Below are 19,905 nucleotides of genomic sequence, written 5' to 3' on the forward strand. Positions count from 1 at the left end.
AAAACGGCTGGCGCGCGCGCGCGCGCTTTGCTAGTCGCCTGCCTCCAGGCACCCGTAGCTCAGCTGGATAGAGCGCTGCCCTCCGAAGGCAGAGGCCACAGGTTCGAATCCTGTCGGGTGCGCCAGCTTTTTCAATGACTTAGCGGTCACGACAAAACCGCCAATTTTCCATTCTCACCACATTCTCACTGGCTTTCGAGGGATGTGGCGTTGTTTCATCCAGGCCGCCTGCGCACCGACGATCGCAGCGAATCGCTCGGTTTGAACCAATAGGCCGCCGATTCGCGAATATGCATCGAAGGCTGGTCTGGCGGCCAGGCCCTGATGCTTCAGGTCGCAAAAGCCGCTCTCAGCCTGATAGTGATCACACCGTCGAAGCGTCCGATGGCGATCCAGATCACAGACGACGCCGCCTCCCTAGGTCTGGTCGACTGCGCCGCCGCTCGGAAAGGCGGTCGGACCAATTTGGACGCCCGACCATATCGAGCATCTGACGGACAGCATTCTGAATCCCGAGCTCAGCGCACTCGCCGTAGCGCGGATCGATTCGTCCGATTTGTCGCCGTGCAAATGAGTCCTTGGCGGCAAAAGCAAGGCAAGCAAGGTCAAAATAGACCGACTATCGGCAGGCAGGTCTCGATTTCCGCGCACGGAAAGCCAGTTCGGCTGCTGCAAGGCGCACGATACTGCTGTTTCGGAGGAAAAACACGTCGAAGAAATTTTGCGCGAACCCTCAGCTACGCGTACTTTTACTTTAGATCCTATTTCGGTTCCAAAAGTTATTTTGGATTCCGTCATATTAATGCATGCTTGGTCAACGAATCGCAGTAAGTGATCTGGGGGGACCACCGTCGCGTGGTGCCTGGCATGACAAGACCTGGCGGCGATCAATTGGTCGCCAGTCGCCCAGAGTTGGAAATCACTGGCAGGTCCAGCCTGACAGACGGGGGAAGCGACATGTCCACCAAGATGGGCCGTGCGGAATATCTGAAGTCTCATCCCCGCGCGTCCGCATGGGCAGAACTCGCGGACGCGACCAATGAGCAGCTGCGGATCACGCCGGGTCCTGTCAAGCTGGAGGAGGGCAGCTTCGCCGGCAAGCGGGCGCTCATTCTCGGCGCTGGCGTTGGCGGACTGACGACAGCCTATGAGTTGCTGTTTCACCGCACCGGCATGCACGTCACGATCCTCGAAGCGCAGAACCGCACCGGCGGGCGGTGCCTCTCGCTGCGCACCGGCGACACGCTGACGGAGGATGTGGACGACGCGCTGTTCGGGTCGAAGCCGGCCGAGACGCAGGTCGTTCGCTTCGAATGGCCGGTCGGCGATGCCGAGCCCTATCTGAACGCAGGCCCCGGACGCATCCCGTCGGCACATAAGCGGCTGCTCAGCTACCTGCGGGACTTCGGCGTCGACATCGAGGTCTATGTGATGAATTCGATGTCGAACCTCGTCCATATGGGTGCAGGGCCCCTGAAGGGTAAGCCGCAGGTTTATCGGCAGATCGACCATAATCTGCGCGGCTGGCTCGCGCAGCTGGTGCATGAGCATGCGGCCGAGCTTCTCGGTGCGCCCAGCCTTGGTATCCCCGAGGGCGAGCGACGGGCACTCGTCGCGAAGTTCAAGTCGCTGATGGTCAGTTTCGGCGAGCTCGACGAAAAGGGCCGTTATGCGCCCACCGCTGGGACCGCCGGCTTCGAGAACGCGATCTCGCGAGCCGGCTTCGACATCCTGCCCGGCGTCGCGGCCGGCGAGATCGCCAAGGCTATCAAGCTCGAGGACCTGCTGGCATCGGAATATTGGAAGCAGACGCGGTTCTACCAGCCAGTCGATTTCCTCTGGCAGCAGACGATCTTCCAGCCGGTCGGCGGCATGGACCAGGTCCAGCGCGCTTTCGCCCGCAAGGTTGCGGAACTGGGCGGGACGATCCACCTGAATAGCCCGGTAACGTCGATCGGCTGGGATGCGAAGCGCAAGGAGTTCGTCGTCCAGGTCGCCAAGATCGGTTCCGACGAGACGATCGAGTATCGCGCCGACTATTGCTTCTCGAACCTCGCCATGCCGTTCCTCGAGAAACTGCTGTCCGACGACTTGCGCGGAGGCAAGGGCAAGAGCGGCTTCGCGGAACCGTTCAAACAGGGGCTCGATGCGGTCTTCGCCGCGCAGGCCCGGCCCCGCGTCGACCCTGAGGGCAAATATCAGGACAAGTTCCTTGCCGCGACCACCAAGGTCGGCTGGCAGGGCGACCGCACGCTGTGGCAGGGCAGGCTCATTACCCATGAGCATGAGGATGACCTGAAGCTCACCACGCTGGTCGTGCCCGACAGCGAGGAGGGCGTCGTGCCGATCTTCGGCGGGATCAGCTGGACCTCGCATGACATCGTCCAGATCTGGTATCCCTCGACGGCGTACCACGACCGCAAGGGCATACTGACCGGAGCGTATAATTTCGGCCAGATCGCCGCTGATTGGGGCAGGAAGACCGTCGACGAGCGGCTCAAGCTGGCGCGCGAGGGCGCGCGGCAGTTCGGCAAGAAATTCGGCAACGGACTGCAAGAAGGGCTCGCGATCGCGTGGCAGAACATGCCCTATATCAAGGGTGGCTGGGCCTATTGGCAGTCGGTCGGCACCGAAGAAGAGGCCGCGCGGCACTTCAACAATCTGAGCCAGGGTACTGGCGTGCACGACGCGAAGGGCAAGCTATCCGACCCGGTGTTCTTCGTCGTCGGCGACCAGCTTTCCTCGCTGCCGGGCTGGCAGGAAGGCGCGATCGCCGCGGCGCTCAACGCCTTGACCCGCATGGCGCGGCCCGACCTCGAAATACCGCATCTCGAGAAACTGCCCGACACCAGGCTCCTGGTCGAAGGCATCTAGCTGCGAACAGGCCACATTTTCCGGGACATCAGGAGAAGCAGTGATGGCAATCAGCAGAGAAAGACTCATGTCCCTGAAGGACGGGGGCCGTGTCATCGAAGCAGCCCAGCAGGGAGACGAGCTTCTTGGTCCGCTCGCCTTGCTGCCCGGCGTCTGGAAGAACGAAGGCGGGCTTGAAGGCAGGGGCTGGAACATGATCGCCCTGCCGTTCGAGACGCGCCCCGGCTCGATACTCGACTATCGCCTGCTGTTGAACCAGTACAATGAGACGCTCGTCTTCGACCTTGTCGACAAGGGTGTACCCAATCGTGGTCTGACCGAGTTGCGAACGCAGGCCGATCAGTCGCTGGTGGCGCTGGACTATGAGCAGGTCACCGACCAGATCGCGACCATCGACTTCCCGCACAGCAATGTCCTCGGACCGACCAGCCCTCCCGGTAACACGATCCATCACGAGCCCGGATTGTGGCTCAACATGCTCGACCAGGTCACCGACGGTTTCGACATTGCGAGGCTGGGGAGCGTTCCCCATGGCGACGCGGTCCTTGCGCTCGGGCGGAGCGTTCCGACCACGGACGGCCCAGCGGACATCCCCGATGTCAGCGGCCTGCCGCTAAAGGTCAGACAGGATCTCACCAATCCGTACCTCGCCCCCTACCAGCATTTTCACCAGAACCCTTTCCTGGGCCTGTTCGACCCGGTCCACCCGGCTGATCTGCTCAAGGCCGCCAATCAGGGCGTCGATATCCTTCGCACGACGACGCTCGCCGTCGACACCGAAGCCGAGACTGGAGGGATCAAGAACATTCCCTTCATCCTCAAACAGGCCAACGCCTCTTCGATGCGATCGACCTTCTGGATCCAGGAGCTCGCCGAGCTCGACACCCGGGGCAAGCCGAAGCTTCGCCTTCAATATCTCCAGATCGTGATGCTCGATTTCGATCCTCGGTCGAGCGGCCTGCCGGGCCGCATCGTGTGGCCGCATGTCTCGATCAACACGATGCACAAGGTCGATGAAGCCCCGGAAGAGAAGGTGCAACTGCTCGCGAGCAGGTGAGGGTAGTCATCGAGAGTCGAGGGCCAGAGTTGCGTTTGAACGACGAGCGCGCGCATTTCAGCACAGTGCCGGTGGTGAATCCGTTCTGCATCAGGAATCTGATCGCGTGGGCAATGTCTCGCGGCTCGCCTATGCGGCGCGCTCACAATTGATTACCGGCCGAAGCTCTCAAGGACCTGGTCTGTGGTCCGGATTGCGGCATATTCTTCGTTCAGGTTGCTCAACGAGGCCAAATGGATTTCGTCAGCCGCGCGCATCACGCCATCCAGGTCGGCTCTGGCGAAGGTGAAGCAGGCGTCGGACACGACTGATACGCTGAAACCCAAACACGCGGCTGACCGCGCGGTCGCCTCTACCGAATAGTTCGTGGCCACGCCGGCGAAAACGAGCTTGTTGATCGATCGAAGGTGCAGGTATCTTTCCAGCCCCGAACCGGCGAACGCATCGGTGACATGCTTGTCGACAACATGTTCGTGGGCGTTCGGGTTGAACGCGTCCTGGAACTCGGCGCCCGGCCGGCCGGGATAGAAACCGGATATGGGCTCGAGCGACAGGTGACGGACGTGGATGACCGGACGACCATCCGCGCGCCATGCCGACAACAGCCTGGCAGTGTTTGCCTCGGCGTGCGGATTGTTGCGCGGGGGTCGTGTCGGATCGGCCATTGTCCGCTGCAGGTCGATCAGAATCAGGGCTTCGCTGTCGATGTAGCTCACGAGACATATCCTGTGCGAAGAGCGGCCGCCCAGTCCGGGCGGCCTCGGGAGGCTGCCAGGGACGCCATCTCCTCGGAAGCGTAGGGCACGCTGATCAGGCTTGCTCGCCAAACGCCAGCGCGCTGCTCGAGCAGCGCGTAGCGGGCATCCGGCGAACCGCTTTCGATGACATGCGGATGAGGGTGGTCGTCCGCGTAGGCGGGCTGGCCAACGCTCCCCGGATTGACAACAAGCCTGCCGAAAGACCGCACGGATCGCGGTACGTGACTGTGCCCGCACAGGATGACCGCGGCTCTGATATCAGCGAGGCGCGCTGAGACTTTTGCCGCCGACGCGGGGCGCTCCGCCTCCTCCAGGAGGCAGGTCACGTCGCTGTGGGGGGTGCCATGACAGGCTAGCACGTCCGGCTCGACCTCGCATGTGGACGGCAAGGTTGCGAGCCACCCCAACTCGTCGGCGCCAAGCTCTCCATAAGCAAATCTGTCGGACTCGGCCGAGTCCGTGCCTAGCTCGAGGATCTGTCGGTCATGATTACCCGCCACATGTAGCCAGTCTGCGGCCATCAGAAACTGCGCTGTTTGCCGGGGAAGAAGCGGACCGGACAGGCTGTCGCCGAGGTTGATGACCGCATCGACGCTTTGTGACCGGATGTCGGCCGCTACGGCTTCGAGCGCTGGAAGGTTGCCATGGATGTCTGAGACCAACGCAAATCGCATCTCTTCTCCTCACCGTCATCGGATCGCCCGGTCGATATGGCGACTCCAGGATACGCAGTCACCTTCGCGCAATGATCGCGACGCCTGCAACGACCAGCATCGCCCCCGATGCGCGAGCGATCCGTCCTGAGCGCACGTGATCGGTCGAGCGAGCAAGTGAGCCGAGCGCGATCGCCGCCCCGATCACAAGCACTTCGATGAAGACGATGACCATCGCGATCGTGACGGCGGCAGCGAAGCTAGGCTGGCCCAGGAACGACTGCGGCAACACTGCGAGGTAGAAGATCGGCATCTTCGGGTTGGTCAGGTTCATTGCGAAGCCAACCGCAAGCCCGCTCATCTCCCGCCCGCTCCTGTCCTGGCTGCCCTTCGGCTCATCCATCGATGAGATCAGGTGATCGGCATTCCGCCACAGCTTCACGCCCGACCAGATCAGATAGGCCGCGCCGACATATCGCAAAGCAAGTCCGAGCCACCCAAACTTCGAGAGCACGAAAGCGAGTCCGAGACTGGCGGCGGCGAGGCCGACGAGAATTCCCACCACAACGCCGACGCCGTAACTGACGCCCGCCAGAGGACCGCGGGCGGCGGACCGAGCGATGATCGCGACATTGTCCGGACCTGGGCTTGCGGCGAACGCCAGGAACGCGATCGCAAAGAGGGCGATCTCAGCGGCGCTCATCATAGGCACCGCCCATCATCGTCGCTTGATTTGCACGCCTGCATCGAACGACGATGCCGCAACTCCAGGCGTCGAGATAGAATGATTGTGACCCTGACTGCGGGATTGGCTCAAACAAGCTGTTGACGCGATCCCGAGTTGGGTCGGCGGCCGTTCGATGCGCGTCGCCGTACCGGTGCCCGGGCCGCCCGCATGCCGCAAAGTCTCGAAACATCCTGAAATGGCGGTGGGCAACCGCGAAACAGGTTTCCGGCATCGGACGTTCCCGCCGGCAAGCCAGGTCAGGCCTGCGAAAACCCCTCGCGGGCATGGGCCGCCTGGGTCACCCGCCCGCCCCGCTTGATCGTCTTGAGGCACACCATCGTGGACGACCGCTGCACGCCGGGCAGGACGACGATGTCGAAGCGCAGCAGATGGTCGAGATCGTCCACGTCCCGGCACGCGACCCGCAACACATAGTCGCCGTCGCCGGCGATCGTATGGCATTCCAGGATCGCGGGCGTGTCGAGGACCGCGGCCTCGAATGCCTCCCGCCGCGCTGAATCGATGATGACCTGGATATAGGCCATGACGCCCAGGTTGATCCGCGCCGGATCGATATCGGCGCGGTAGCCGGTGATGATCCCGGCCTCCTCCATCGCCTGGACCCGGTTCCAGCACGGCGTCTTCGACAAGCCGACGCTTTCCGCGAGCGACGCATAGGATTGACGCGCATCCGCCTCGAGCGCGCTCAGGATGTCCCGATCGATGCGATCCATGATGTGTCCTCGTCTTTTTCGTTCAGCAGAACATCGTTCTGCCCACGCGTCACTATCGCGTGATCTATTCTACCAACTGCGCCCCAAAAGGCGAATCCGCGAACAATGGTCGCGGCCAGTGGCGGTACGACTACCTTGCCGGAGACAAGAGACGAAAACGGCACAGGAGGGCAGATGAACGCGACCGTCACCTACCGCAGTTATCTTGGCCTGTCCGACCTGCTCGCCTGCCAGCGGCCGCTCACCGATGCCCATGACGAGCTGTTGTTCATCTCGATCCATCAGGCATCCGAGATTTGGCTGAAGCTTACCCTGCATGAGCTGCGCGCCGCGCGGAGGCATGTGATCGCCGACGATCTGTCGCCGGCCTTCAAGATGATGGCGCGCGTCGCGCGCATCCAGGCGCAGATGATCCAGAGCTGGGAAGTGCTCGCGACCATGACGCCGGCCGACTACACCGTGATGCGCGGTCGGCTCGGCACCAGCTCCGGCTTCCAGTCCGACCAGTATCGCGAGATCGAGTTCATGCTCGGCAACAAGAATGCGAGCATGGTCGATCTCCACACCGCCGAGCCCGAGGTGCACGATCGCCTGGCGGCCGAGCTGAACACCCCGAGCCTGTATGACGAGGCCCTGCGCCTGCTCGCCCGCCGCGGGTTCGACATCCCGGCCGATCGCCTGGAGCGCGATTTCACCCTGCCCTATCAGCCCTCGCCCGACGTCGAGCGCGCCTGGGCCGCGGTCTATGCCAACCCGAAGCAATATTGGGATCTGTACGAGCTTGCCGAGAAGCTGGTCGATGTCGAATATCACGTCCAGCTGTGGCGCTTCGGCCATCTGAAGACCGTCGAGCGCGTCATCGGGTTCAAGACCGGCACCGGCGGCACTGCCGGCGTCCAGTATCTCGCCAAAGTGCTCGAGACGGTATTCTTCCCGGAATTGCTCAGCGTCCGGACCCGGCTGTGACCGGGGTGAGCTGAGGTGCTGGTCAATGCAGCGATTGCGATGCTCGCGCGCGGCGCCGACGATGGCGACGCGATTGCCTTTATCGACGATGCCGGCGCCTGTTCGCGCGCCACACTGGCCAAGCGCGTTGAAAACTTCGCCGGCCATCTCGCCGCCCGGGGCATCGCGCCCGGCACGCGCATGCTGCTCTGTGCCGAGGATAGCGTCGATTTCGTGGTCGCCTGCCTCGGCGCGATCTGGATCGGCGTGGTACCGGTCATGGTCAATCCGCAACTGGCCGCCGACGACTATTGCTATCTGATCGAGGATAGCGGCGCGGGCCTGCTGGTGGTGTCGCAGGCCGCGCTGCCGCGCTTCGATGGCTTGTCGCTTCCCGACAGGATCGTGATCGGCGATGCCACCGCCGGCATCCACGGCGGCCAGGCCGTGCCCGACCCGGTGATGGTCGACGCGGACGCCGTGTGCATCTGGCAATATTCTTCGGGAACGACCGGGCGGCCCAAGGGGACGATGCATTCGCATGGCGCGATGATCGCCGCACCCGCCCAGTTCGCCGAGGACGTACTGCATTTGTCCGGGGACGATATCAGCTTCTCGGTATCGAAGATGTTCTTCGGCTACGGCTTCGGCAACAGCGTGCTCTTTTCGCTGTGGCACCGTACCACTGCTATCCTGATGGCCGAGCGGCCTTCCGCGGCGGCGGCGCTGTCCCGCATGGCGCTCCATCGGCCTACCATCCTCTACAGCGTACCGACCTTCTACGCCGCGCTGCTGGGGGAGGAGAGCATCCCCTCCGAGGCGATGTCGCGATTGCGGCTCTGCGTGTCGGCCGGCGAGGCCTTGCCCGCCGAACTGTGCCGGCGCTGGCTGACGCGGTTCGGGGTCCCGATCGTCGACGGGATGGGGTCGACCGAAATGCTCCACATCTTCCTGTCCAATCGCCCCGGCGACATCACCCCCGGCGCCACCGGCCGGCCCGTCGGCGACTATCGCCTCGAATTGCGCAGCGAAGCCGGCGGGCCAGTCCCCGTCGGCGAGATCGGGGAATTGTTCGTGAAAGGACCGACACGCGCGCTCGGCTATTGGAACAAGCCGGACAAGAATGCCGCCGTGTTCGTCGACGGATGGGTCAGGACGGGCGACAAGTTCCGCCAGGACGGCGAGGGCCGCTTTCTCTATTGCGGCCGGGCTGACGATCTTCTCAAGGTCAACGGCATCTATGTCTCTCCCTTCGAGGTCGAGGCTGCGATCGCGCAGCATCCCGCAGTCGCTGAAGTGGCCGTCGTCGGCGCGGCCGATCGCGATGGTCTGGTGAAGCCGGTCGCCTTCGTCGTGGCGACGCCTGGCACCTGCTGTGATCCGGCGCTGGAAGCCGCGTTGAAAGCGCATGCGAAAGCGTCGCTGGCGCCGTACAAATACCCCCGGCAGGTCCATTTTCTGGAGACGCTGCCAAAGACCGCGACCGGCAAGATCGAACGGTTCAAGCTGCGCGCCCTGGCTGGAGAAACGTCGTGAAAATCGCCTGCCTGGGCGGTGGACCCGCCGGCCTCTATTTCGCGATCTCGATGAAGCTGCGCGATCCCGCGTGCGAGATCGACCTGTTCGAACGCAACCGCGACGGCGACACCTTCGGATGGGGCGTCGTTTTTTCCGACCAGACCGTCGCCAACCTCATCGCCAATGATCCGGTGAGCGGCGCGGTCGTACGCGACGCTTTCGCCCATTGGGACGATATCGCTGTGCACATCCATGGCGAGACGATCCGGTCGAGCGGCCACGGCTTTATCGGTATCGGGCGCAAGACCCTGCTCTCGATCCTGCAGGATCGCGCCCGCGATCTCGGCGTCCGGCTGCACTTCGAGCAGGAGGCGGCGCCCGACCTCGACGCCTGGAACGGCTATGACCTGGTGATCGCCGCCGACGGCGTGAACAGCCGGATGCGCGATCGGTACGCGCCCCATTTCGGCGTCGATATCGAGGTGCGCGGCAACAAGTTCATGTGGCTCGGCACGCGCCAGGACTTCGACGCGTTCACCTTCGCGTTCGAGGAGACCGAGGCCGGCTGGATATGGGCACACGCATACCGGTTCGACGACAATGCCTCGACCTTCATCGTCGAATGCGCGCCGGAAACCTGGGCCGGCCTGGGCTTCGACCGGATGGATCAGGCGGAGACGATCGCGCGGCTGGAGACGATCTTCGCCGACTATCTCGGCGGCAACGCCCTCATGTCGAACGCGGCGCATCTGCGCGGGGCGGCGATATGGCTCAATTTCCGCCGCGTGCTGTGCGAGCGCTGGGCCTATCGCAACCTGATCCTGCTCGGCGACGCCGCGCATACCGCGCATTTCTCGATCGGGTCGGGGACCAAGCTCGCGCTCGAGGATGCGATCAAGCTGGCCGAGGTGCTCAATCGCCCCGGCCTCTCCCGCGAGGCCGCGCTGGCGGAATATCAGGCCGAGCGTTCGGTCGAAGTGCTGAAGCTCCAGAACAGTGCGCGCAACTCGACCGAATGGTTCGAGACGCTCGACCGCTATCTCGGCTTCGAACCGATCCAGTTCGCTTATTCGCTGCTCACCCGATCGCAGCGCGTCAGCCACGAGAATCTGCGGGTGCGCGACAAGGCCTGGCTCGAAAGCGTCGAGCGCTGGTTCCATGCCGGCGCCGGCACCGGTACCGAGACGGACCGCGCCGTGCCGCCGATGTTCGCGCCGTTCCAGCTACGCGAGATGACCCTCGCCAACCGCGTCGTGGTGTCGCCGATGGCGACCTATTCGGCGGGCGACGATGCGACGCCCAATGATTTCCACCTCGTCCATTACGGCGCGCGGGCGCAGGGCGGCGCGGGACTCGTCTTCACCGAGATGACCTGCGTCTCGGCCAATGGCCGGATCACGCCGGGATGTCCGGGCATGTACACGCCCGCGCATGTCGCGGCCTGGCGGCGCATCACCGATTTCGTCCATACCCGCAGCGAGGCGCGGATTTGCCTGCAGCTTGGCCATTCCGGGGCGAAAGGCTCGACCCGGCTTGGCTGGGAGGGCATGGATCAGCCGCTCGAAGCCGGCAACTGGCCGCTGATCGCCGCGGCCGACACGGCCTGGAGCGCCGGCAATGCGCAGCCGCGCGCCATGACCCGCGACGATATGGACCAGGTGCGCGATCAATTCGTCGCCGCCACCCGGATGGCGGTCGCTGCCGGGTTCGACATGGTCGAGCTGCACGCGGCGCACGGCTATCTTCTGTCGAGCTTCATTACGCCGCTGCAGAACCGCCGCACCGACGACTATGGCGGCAGCCTCGATAACCGGCTGCGCTATCCGCTCGAAATATTCGCCGCGATGCGCGCGGTATGGCCGGCCGAGCGTCCGATGTCGGTGCGCATCTCCGCGACCGACTGGATGGCGGATGCCGGCGTCACGCCCGACGACGCGGTGGCGATCGCCCGCGCCTTTGCCGATGCGGGCGCCGACCTGATCGACGTGTCCGCCGGCCAGACCTGGGCAGAGGCCAGGCCGGTCTATGGCCGCATGTTCCAGACGCCCTTCGCCGACAAGATCCGCAACGAGGCGAAGCTGTCGACCATGGCCGTCGGCAACATCTTCGAGCCCGATCACGTCAACGCGATCCTCGCTGCCGGCCGCGCCGATCTGGTCGCACTGGGGCGGCCGCATCTCGTCGATCCTTATTGGACGCTGCACGCCGCCGCCGCTTTCGACTATCGCGGAATCCATGTTCCCCCACCCTATCAGAACGGCCAGACCCAGCTCACGCGCACCCTGAAGCGCTCGGCCGACATGGCGGAAGGAAAGGCATGACCATGCTCGACGGGATTCACGCCGTCGTCACCGGCGGCGGCACCGGTATCGGCGCCGCGATCGCCCGGCGCCTCGCCGGGGAGGGCGCGAAGCTGACCCTGGTCGGGCGGCGGATCGAGCCGCTGCGGGCCGTGGCCGGCCCGATCGGCGCTCATGTCGCGTCAGCCGACGTCACGGACCCGGAGGCCGTCGCGGCGGCGTTCGATCAGGCCCGCGCGGTCAACGGCCCGATTGCGATCCTGATCAACAATGCGGGCGCCGCCAGCAGCGCACCTTTTGCGCGCACCACGCTGGCCGACTGGCGGGCGATGATGGCGATCAACCTCGATGCGCTGCATATCTGCACCCAGGCGGCGCTGGCCGATCTGAAGGCGGCGCCAATGGGCCGGATCGTCACGATCGCCAGTACGGCGGGCGTGAAGGGCTATGCCTATACCACTGCCTATTGCGCGGCGAAGCATGGCGCGATCGGCTTTACCAAGGCGCTCGCCGCCGAGCTCGCCAGGAGCGCGGTCACCGTGAACGCGGTATGCCCCGGCTTCACCGACACCGATCTGGTCGCGGACGCCGTCGCCGGCATCGTCGCCAAGACCGGCCGGACCGCGGATGCGGCGCGCGCCGATCTCGCCGCGTTCAATCCGCAGGGGCGGCTGATCGAGCCGCGCGAAGTCGCCAACGCCGTCGCCTGGCTCTGCCATCCCGACAGCGGGTCGATCACCGGCCAATCCATCATCGTCGCGGGAGGGGAAGCCGCATGAATCCCGAAACCTACGCACCGCAGCATTTCGCCTGGGCCTATGATGCCGGTGTCGCGACGATCACGCTGTCCCGACCCGAGCGCAAGAACCCCCTCACCTTCGCGTCCTATGCCGAGCTGCGCGACCTGTTCCGCGACCTCGCGGTGGCGCCCGACGTGAAGGTGGTCATCGTCACCGGCGCCGGCGGCAATTTCTGCTCGGGCGGCGACGTGCATGAGATCATCGGCCCGCTGACCGAGATGGACATGCCCGCGCTGCTCGCCTTCACGCGCATGACCGGCGATCTGGTCAAGGCGATGCGCGCTTGCCCGCAACCGGTGATCGCCGCGGTCGACGGCATTTGCGCCGGCGCCGGCGCGATCATGGCGATGGCCTCCGACCTGCGTATCGCGACGGTTCGGGCGAAGACGGCCTTCCTGTTCACCCGGGTCGGCCTGGCCGGCTGCGACATGGGCGCCTGCGCGCTCCTGCCCCGCATCATCGGCCAGGGCCGCGCGTCGGAGCTGCTCTTCACCGGCCGGTCGATGTCGGCAGAGGAAGGCGAGCGCTGGGGTTTCTATAACCGCCTGGTCGAGCCAGATATTTTGTCGAGCGAAACCAATAAGATGGCCCACGCACTCGCCGATGGCCCGACCTTCGCCCACGGCATGACCAAGACCCAACTCACCATGGAATGGGCGGTCAGCCTCGACGTCGCAATCGAAATGGAGGCCCAGGCGCAGGCGATCTGCATGCAGACCGCCGACTTCCGCCGCGCCTTCGAAGCCTTCGCCGCAAAACGCGGCCCCGTATTCGAGGGCAATTGAGCGTGAGCGACCGGACCTTTCTCGACTGGCCGTTCTTCGACGATTCCCACCGGGCGCTCGCGCGCGATCTCGACGCCTGGTGCAGCGCGACCCTTGGCCACAATCATGGCGACGATGTCGATGCGGCCTGCCGCACGCTGGTCCGCCAGCTCGGTGACGGCGGCTGGCTGCGCTATGCCGTGCCCGCGGCCTATGGCGGGGTGCACGAGGCGCTCGACGTGCGCTCGCTCGCGCTGATCCGCGAGACCCTGGCGCGCCATTCGGGGCTCGCCGATTTCGTCTTCGCGATGCAGGGCCTTGGATCGGGCACGATCAGCCTGTTCGGCACGCCAGAGCAGAAGGCCGATTACCTGCCCGCCGTCGCGCGCGGCGACCGGATCGCGGCCTTCGCGCTGACCGAGCTCGCCAGCGGATCGGATGTCGCGGGCATGGACAGTACGGCGACGCCGACCGACGACGGCTATGTCGTCGACGGCGCCAAGACCTTCATCTCGAACGGCGGCATCGCCGATTATTATGTGCTGTTCGCGCGCACCGGCGAAGCACCGGGCGCGAAGGGGATCTCCGCCTTTATCGTGCCGTCCGAGACGCCGGGGCTGTCCATCGTCGAACGGATCGAGGTGATCGCCCCGCATCCGCTCGCCACCATCGGCTTCGACCGGATGGCGCTTCCCGCCTCTGCCCTGCTCGGCGAGCGCGGCCGGGGATTCGCGGAGGCGATGGCGACGCTCGATATCTTCCGCACTACGGTGGGTGCCGCCGCGCTCGGCTTCGCGCGGCGCGCGCTGGACGACGCGACCGATCGGGCCGCCTCGCGCCAGCTGTTCGGCGCCCGGCTCTCGGACAATGCGATCACCCAGACCAAGCTGGCCGAGATGGCGCTCGACGTCGATGCGTCCGCGCTTCTCGTCTATCGGGCAGCATGGACGCGCGATGTGATGGGACGGCGCAACACGCGCGAAGCCGCGATGGCCAAGCTCTTCGCGACCGACCGTGCGCAGCAGGTGATCGACAAGGCGGTGCAGATCTTCGGCGGCATGGGCGTGGTCAAGGGCGTACCGGTCGAGGCGCTCTATCGCGAGATCCGGGCGCTGCGCATCTATGAAGGCTCCTCCGAGGTCCAGAAGATCGTGATCGCGCGAGCGCACCTCGCCGATGCTGGAGTGGCGCGATGACCACCGAATTCCGCGGCACCTATCCGGTCCGCTTCGCGCACTGCGATCCGGCCGGCATCGGCTATTATCCGCGGCTGCTGGAGATCGTCGACGCAGCGATCGAGGACTGGACTGCAGCCTGTATCGGCGTCACCCGGTCGCATATGCATGTCGTCCTTGGCTTCGCCCTGCCGACGGTCGACCTTCACGTCACCTTCGCCAGGCCGTGCCGGCTCGGCGAGACGCTCGACATCGTGATTGCTGGTGCCGATCCCGGCCGCTCGTCGATCGGGCTGACCGCCACGATCAGCTGCGCCGGGGAGCCACGTTTTGCCGCGACCTATGTGCAGGTCCTGACGGACGGCGACGGAAAAGCCATGGCGTGGCCGGAGCAATGGCGCGCACGGCTCGGCTCGGGAACCATAGCATGACAGTCCACCAGACCCTGCTCCCTGACGGATGGCCGCGCCCGAAGGGCTATGCCAACGGCATCCTCGCCGAGGGGCGGATGATCTTCACCGGCGGCGTGATCGGCTGGGACGAGCAGGAACGCCTCGTGGCCGACGACCTGGTCGGCCAGTTCCGCCAGGTGCTGAAGAACATCCTCGCCATCCTCGCCAAAGGCGGTGCCGGGCCGGAACATATCGTCCGCCTCACCTGGTACATCACCGATCGCGACGCCTATCTGGCCTCGCTCGCCGAGATCGGGACGGCCTGGCGCGACCATATGGGGCGGAACTATCCGGCGATGGCAGTGGTCGCCGTCTCGTCGCTGATGGAGTCGGCCGCCAGGATCGAGATCGAAGCGACGGCCGTTCTGCCGATCGCGCGCTAGGGCTGACGATCATTGCAAGGGTCGCTGCCGCTACAGGCGGGACGCTTCGTTACAAAAAAATTGCATCGGACAGATGGGGAAATCCACTATCATCGCGTCCTCGGGTGGGGGAGCCGCAACCATCTCTGCGCTCCACGGCGTACGCTCGCACCGAGACGGGCATCGCACACCTTGTGGAGGAATGATTGATGTCGAGTTCGCGCCGCCTGCTTCTCCTGCTCACCGCGTCTTCAGCGGCCCTGCTCGCCGCACCGCCGGTGCTCGGACAAACCGATGCCAAATCCAGCGTCGCCGCACCCGCCCAGACCCAATCCCAGCCGTCCCAGCCCTGGCCGCAGATCGCGAGCGACGTGCCCACCGATCCCGATGTCCGCACCGGCACCCTGCCCAACGGCATGCGCTATGCGATCATGAAGAATGCCACGCCGCCGGGCCAGGCGTCGCTGCGTCTGCGCATCGATGCGGGCTCGCTGATGGAAAAGGACGACCAGCTCGGCCTCGCCCATTTCATGGAGCATATGGCGTTCAACGGCACGACGCATATCCCGAAGAACGATCTGATCAACATCCTGGAGCGGCTGGGCCTGGCGTTCGGTGCCGATCTCAATGCGGCGACCAGCTTCGACCAGACCTTCTACCAACTCGAGCTGCCGCGCACCAATGACGAGACGGTCGACACCGCGCTTCACGTGATGCGCGAGCAGGTGTCCGAAGCGACGATGGACCCCGAGGATATCGTCGACGAACGCGGCGTGATCGCGGGCGAGGAAAGGCTGCGCAACTCGCCGGGCCTGCGCGTCTCGCGCAAGACGCTCGACGTGCTCGCCAAGGGGCAGAAAATCGCCTCGCGCTTCCCGATCGGCGACCTGAAGATCATCAATAGCGCCCCGCGCGAGCGCTTCGTCGATTTCTACAACAGCTATTACCGCCCCACCCGCGCGACGATGATCGCGGTCGGCGATTTCGACGTCGCGGTGATGGAAGCGAAGATCAGGAAGAGCTTCTCCGACTGGCAGCCCAAGGCGCCGGACGGCCCCGATCCCGATCTCGGCACGGTCGCCGCGCATGGCCCGGAGACTCATGTCACGGTCGAACCCGGCATCTCTTCGGGCATCTCGCTCGCCTGGACCCGCGCACCCGATCTTCAGGCCGATACCGTTGCCAAGCGGCGCCTGGACACGATCCAGTATCTCGGCCTCGCCGTGCTCAACCGCCGGCTGTCCGAATTGTCGCGTACCGATACTGCGCCCTTCCTGAATGCCAGCGCGAGCGATTCCGGCCTGATGCGCAGCCTGGAGGTCGCAACCATCACGGCGCAATATGTGCAGGGCAAATGGAAGCCCGCGCTCGAAGCGATCGATCAGGAGCAGCGCCGCCTGGTCCAGTACGGCGTGTCCGATGCCGAACTGCAGCGCGAAGTAACTGCCTATCGCACCGCGCTGGAGAATGCGGTGAAGGGCGCCCCGACGCGCAATACCCGCGGCCTTGCCGGCAATATCCTGAACGCGGTCAACGAGCGTCAGGTGTTCACCTCGCCTCAGACCGATCTTGCCCTGTTCGAGGCGACGGTGAAGGGGCTGACCGCGGCGCAGGTGAACGAGGCGATCAAGCCGGTCTTCACCGGCGGCGGGCCGCTGACCATGCTGGTCTCCCCGGTCGAGATCGAAGGCGGCGAAAAGGCGGTCGCGGCGGCCCTGCAGGGTTCGCGCGCGGTCGCGGTCGCGGCGCCCGCCGCCGGGACCAAGATGCCCTGGCCCTATACCGATTTCGGCAAGCCAGGCATGGTCAAGGAACGCCATGAGGTCGCCGGCCTCGGCACGACGGTCGTCACCTTCACCAATGGCGTGACCCTGACGGTGAAGCCGACCAGCTTCAGCAAGAATTCGGTCGCGATCAACCTGCTGACCGGCACCGGCGAGCAGAATTTCTCGCCCGATACGCTCGATCCGCGCGCCACCACGATCGGCGGCCTGCAATCGGGCGGCCTGGGCAAGATGACGATCGACCAGATGAGCCGGTCGCTCAACGGCCATATGGTCGGGACCGGACTCGCCACGCTGGGCGACAAGTTCCTGCTGAGCGGCGGCACGCGGCGCGAGGACCTGCAGCTCCAGATGCAGGTGATGGCCGCCTATCTGACGGATCCGGCCTATCGCGGCCAGCAGTTCGAGCAGACCAAGGCCAACTATCCGGCGATGTATCAGGCGACGCTGGCGCTGCCCGCCGGTGCGTTCAGCGTCCAGGCGAAGGAACTGCTCGCGGGCGGCGACAAACGCACCGCAGTGGTGCCGCCCGAGACGCTCTCGACATGGTCGATGGATGCGGTGCGGCCGGGGCTGAAGGCGTTGCTGTCGGTCGGGCCGATCCACATCACCATGGTCGGCGACACGACGGTCGATGAAGCGATCAAGGTCACCGCCGCCACCTTCGGCGCCTTGCCGCCGCGGCCGGCCGCTCCGGCACCTGCGCCGGGCGCCGACCAGCGCCGTTTCCCCGCTCCGACACCGACAGCGCTCCACTTCACCCACAAGGGGCTGGCGGAGCAGGGCCTCGGCTTCGTTGCCTGGCCGGCCACCGATGTCGTGCAGGATCTGGGCGAGGCGCGGCGGATCGAAGTTCTTGCCGCAGTGCTCAAACTGCGCGTGCTCGACGTGATCCGCGAAAAGCTGGCGCTCGCCTATTCGCCGCAGGTTTCGGCGAGCTATTCGGACATCTACAAGGGCTATGGCACCATCTCGGTCCAGGCCGAGACGGCGCCCGAAAAGCTCACCGCCTTTTTCGCGGCGATGGACGACATCACGAAAAGCCTGCGTGAAACACCGATCAGCGCGGACGAGTTGAAGCGCGCGCGCGAACCGCTGGTGGAATCGGCCAAGCGCGGCCAGAACACCAATGGCTGGTGGCTCAACCAGCTCACCTATATCGTCGACCGGCCGCATTATATCCCGCAGACGCTGACCGTGGTTCCCCAGTTCGAGGCGATCACCCCGGCCGACATCCAGGCGCTCGCGCAGAAATATCTGCGGCCCGACACCGCCTGGAAGGCCGAGGTCACGCCCGAAGCCCCGGCCAAAGCCGATGTCAAATAGCGCGCGCACCATGAAGGGAGAGGGCCGGTCGTAACACCCCGCGCCCCTCGCCCCGACACAGCCGGCGATCAGGCCTCGTTCGAGGCGCTGAACGCCGGCTTTCGTGCGTCGCTGCATCGGTATTTCGCACGGCGGGTGCGCGACGCGTCCGAGATCGACGACATGGTCCAGCAGGTGTTCGAACGCCTGCTCAAGCGCGGAGATGTATCCAATGTGGAGCATCTTGGCGGCTATGTCTTCCAGACTGCCTCCAGCGTCTTCACCGATCACCTGCGTCGCCGCCGCACGCGCCATGCCGATGCGCATGACGAATTCGACGAGAGAAATCATGGAGATGTGGATTTCTCGCCCGAGCACGTCCTTCTCGAAAGGGAACGGCTGGCCCGCGCGACCGCGGTACTGCTCGAGCTTCCCGAACGTACACGGGTGATCTTCGTCTTGAGACGGCTTGAGGGCATGAAGTATCTCGACATCGCGGCGCGGCTTGGCATTTCCGTCAGCGCGGTGGAGAAGCACATGGAGCGCGCCGTCGCGCGCCTCGCGGAGAGTGTGGAACCGGAATGATGCAATTGCGCGCCATCCCCCGCACCCGCGGCATGTCCCCGGTCGAAGCCGCCGCGCATTGGCTGGTGCGCCGCGACGCGCACGAGCTTTCGCCAAGCGAGGAGGCCGAGTTCGACGCCTGGCGCGCCGACCCGGTCAATGCCGACGCCTATCGCCGGGCGAGCGGGGCGATGGGCCTGTTCGACAGCGATCTCGGCGCTGATCCGCATCTCAAGGCATTGCGCCAGGCAGCGCTCGACGCCGCGCCGGCGCCGCGCCGCCGCTTCCAGGCAGTCGCCGCGCTGATGGCAGCGAGCCTGGTCGGCGCGATCACGCTGGTGACGATCGAGCGCTCGGGCACCGGCCCCGTGGTCCCGGCGACCAGGCCGGCAACGGTCGCGCAGGCGCCCGTGACACCGGTGGTGCAGCCGGTGCGCGGCACCCCGACCGACTATGCGACCGGCGTCGGCGAACGCCGTACCGTCAAGCTGGCCGATGGCAGCACCGTCACGCTCAACACTCGTACCCGGCTCACGATCGCCTTCACCGACGGCCGGCGTCTCGTCCGGTTGTTGCGCGGCCAGGCCCTGTTCGAGGTCTTTCACGATCGCACCCGGCCCTTCGTGGTCGAGGCGGCCGACCGGCAAGTGACGGCGCTCGGCACCATCTTCGAAGTGCGGGTCGATCCCGGCCGGGTCAATGTCGTGTTGATCGAGGGCCGCGTGGTGGTCGATCGTACGCCCGAGGCGGCGCGCGCCTTCGAATCCGCCCCGCTTGCCCCGACCCTGCTCAAGCCGGGTGAGGAATTCAGCGTGGCGCTGGGTGCGCCGCAGCGCGTCGGGTCGGTCGATGTCGATCGCCAGCTGCTGTGGCGCGACGGGTTCGTCGAGTTCGACGACGAGCCGCTCGGCGCGGCGGTGGCGGAGATCAACCGCTATTCGAGCCGGCCGATCACGCTCGGCGATGACGGTGTCGCCTCACTTCACCTCAGCGGCGTGTTCAGCACCGGGGCGCCGGACCGGTTCGTCGACGCCGTCGGTGCGATCCTGCCGATCGAATCGAAGACGACACCGCAGGGTGGCATCGAACTGTCACTGTCGAGTCGCGCACCGAAGTAAGGTAAGCCAAAGAAC

At 65.3% G+C, this 19,905-nt stretch carries 17 protein-coding genes and 1 tRNA gene; 14 read left to right on the top strand and 4 right to left on the bottom strand.

The window, feature by feature from the left end:
• The first annotated feature begins 48 nt into the window (after positions 1 to 48).
• From WC729_RS04560 to WC729_RS04570, 3 genes are all read left to right on the top strand, one after another.
• Positions 49 to 125, top strand: a tRNA-Arg gene (locus tag WC729_RS04560).
• An 832-nt stretch (positions 126 to 957) separates the two neighbouring features.
• The gene (locus tag WC729_RS04565) at positions 958 to 2,874 is read left to right on the top strand and encodes a flavin monoamine oxidase family protein (protein ID WP_372849982.1); all 1,917 of its coding nucleotides are present in this window, start codon (positions 958 to 960) and stop codon (positions 2,872 to 2,874) included.
• A gap of 43 nt (positions 2,875 to 2,917) precedes the next feature.
• On the top strand, positions 2,918 to 3,931 hold the full coding sequence (locus WC729_RS04570) for a heme-binding protein (protein WP_372849984.1): 1,014 nt from the start codon (positions 2,918 to 2,920) through the stop codon (positions 3,929 to 3,931).
• 152 nt (positions 3,932 to 4,083) lie between these two features.
• Here the strand turns inward: WC729_RS04570 and WC729_RS04575 are convergent, their stop codons facing one another.
• From WC729_RS04575 to WC729_RS04590, 4 genes are all read right to left on the bottom strand, one after another.
• Complete coding sequence (locus WC729_RS04575) at positions 4,084 to 4,647, bottom strand: cysteine hydrolase family protein (protein WP_372849986.1); 564 nt, start codon at positions 4,645 to 4,647, stop codon at positions 4,084 to 4,086.
• Complete coding sequence (locus WC729_RS04580; protein WP_372849988.1) at positions 4,644 to 5,363, bottom strand: metallophosphoesterase; 720 nt, start codon at positions 5,361 to 5,363, stop codon at positions 4,644 to 4,646. The genes WC729_RS04575 and WC729_RS04580 overlap by 4 nt, the downstream gene beginning before the upstream one ends.
• A gap of 58 nt (positions 5,364 to 5,421) precedes the next feature.
• Positions 5,422 to 6,045 carry a LysE family translocator gene (locus tag WC729_RS04585; protein WP_372849990.1) on the bottom strand — a complete coding sequence of 208 codons (624 nt, stop codon included), beginning with the start codon at positions 6,043 to 6,045 and terminating at the stop codon, positions 5,422 to 5,424.
• Positions 6,046 to 6,326: 281 nt separating this feature from the next.
• Positions 6,327 to 6,803, bottom strand: a complete 477-nt coding sequence (locus tag WC729_RS04590; RefSeq protein WP_372849992.1) for an Lrp/AsnC family transcriptional regulator — start codon at positions 6,801 to 6,803, stop codon at positions 6,327 to 6,329.
• 174 nt (positions 6,804 to 6,977) lie between these two features.
• On the opposite strand from WC729_RS04590, the gene kynA reads away from it, so the two are divergent.
• The 11 genes from kynA to WC729_RS04645 all read left to right on the top strand — a co-directional run bounded on the left by kynA (position 6,978) and on the right by WC729_RS04645 (position 19,890).
• Complete coding sequence (gene kynA / locus WC729_RS04595) at positions 6,978 to 7,769, top strand: tryptophan 2,3-dioxygenase (RefSeq protein ID WP_372849994.1); 792 nt, start codon at positions 6,978 to 6,980, stop codon at positions 7,767 to 7,769.
• Between the two features lie 15 nt (positions 7,770 to 7,784).
• Positions 7,785 to 9,284 carry a benzoate-CoA ligase family protein gene (locus tag WC729_RS04600; RefSeq protein WP_372849996.1) on the top strand — a complete coding sequence of 500 codons (1,500 nt, stop codon included), beginning with the start codon at positions 7,785 to 7,787 and terminating at the stop codon, positions 9,282 to 9,284.
• Entirely contained in the window at positions 9,281 to 11,587 is a 2,307-nt protein-coding gene (locus WC729_RS04605) for a bifunctional salicylyl-CoA 5-hydroxylase/oxidoreductase (protein WP_372849998.1), read from the top strand. The genes WC729_RS04600 and WC729_RS04605 overlap by 4 nt, the downstream gene beginning before the upstream one ends.
• Complete coding sequence (locus WC729_RS04610) at positions 11,584 to 12,345, top strand: SDR family NAD(P)-dependent oxidoreductase (protein ID WP_372850000.1); 762 nt, start codon at positions 11,584 to 11,586, stop codon at positions 12,343 to 12,345. The genes WC729_RS04605 and WC729_RS04610 overlap by 4 nt, the downstream gene beginning before the upstream one ends.
• Positions 12,342 to 13,151 carry an enoyl-CoA hydratase family protein gene (locus WC729_RS04615; protein WP_372850002.1) on the top strand — a complete coding sequence of 270 codons (810 nt, stop codon included), beginning with the start codon at positions 12,342 to 12,344 and terminating at the stop codon, positions 13,149 to 13,151. The genes WC729_RS04610 and WC729_RS04615 overlap by 4 nt, the downstream gene beginning before the upstream one ends.
• 2 nt (positions 13,152 to 13,153) lie before the next feature.
• A complete protein-coding gene (locus WC729_RS04620) occupies positions 13,154 to 14,326 on the top strand; it encodes an acyl-CoA dehydrogenase family protein (RefSeq protein ID WP_372850004.1) in 1,173 nt (390 codons plus the stop codon).
• Positions 14,323 to 14,736, top strand: coding sequence for an acyl-CoA thioesterase (locus WC729_RS04625; RefSeq protein ID WP_372850006.1), 414 nt, complete (start codon positions 14,323 to 14,325; stop codon positions 14,734 to 14,736). Before WC729_RS04620 ends, WC729_RS04625 begins: the two co-directional genes overlap by 4 nt.
• Positions 14,733 to 15,140, top strand: a complete 408-nt coding sequence (locus WC729_RS04630) for a RidA family protein (RefSeq protein WP_372850008.1) — start codon at positions 14,733 to 14,735, stop codon at positions 15,138 to 15,140. The genes WC729_RS04625 and WC729_RS04630 overlap by 4 nt, the downstream gene beginning before the upstream one ends.
• 188 nt (positions 15,141 to 15,328) lie before the next feature.
• Positions 15,329 to 18,229 carry a M16 family metallopeptidase gene (locus WC729_RS04635; protein WP_372850010.1) on the top strand — a complete coding sequence of 967 codons (2,901 nt, stop codon included), beginning with the start codon at positions 15,329 to 15,331 and terminating at the stop codon, positions 18,227 to 18,229.
• A gap of 87 nt (positions 18,230 to 18,316) precedes the next feature.
• The gene (locus tag WC729_RS04640) at positions 18,317 to 18,793 is read left to right on the top strand and encodes an RNA polymerase sigma factor (RefSeq protein WP_372851007.1); all 477 of its coding nucleotides are present in this window, start codon (positions 18,317 to 18,319) and stop codon (positions 18,791 to 18,793) included.
• 32 nt (positions 18,794 to 18,825) lie between these two features.
• Positions 18,826 to 19,890 (top strand): FecR domain-containing protein, encoded by a 1,065-nt coding sequence (locus WC729_RS04645; RefSeq protein ID WP_372850012.1) that lies wholly within the window; start codon positions 18,826 to 18,828, stop codon positions 19,888 to 19,890.
• The last annotated feature ends 15 nt before the right edge of the window (positions 19,891 to 19,905 follow it).

It is taken from the genome of Sphingomonas sp., from assembly GCF_041661825.1.
Lineage (GTDB): Bacteria > Pseudomonadota > Alphaproteobacteria > Sphingomonadales > Sphingomonadaceae > Sphingomonas.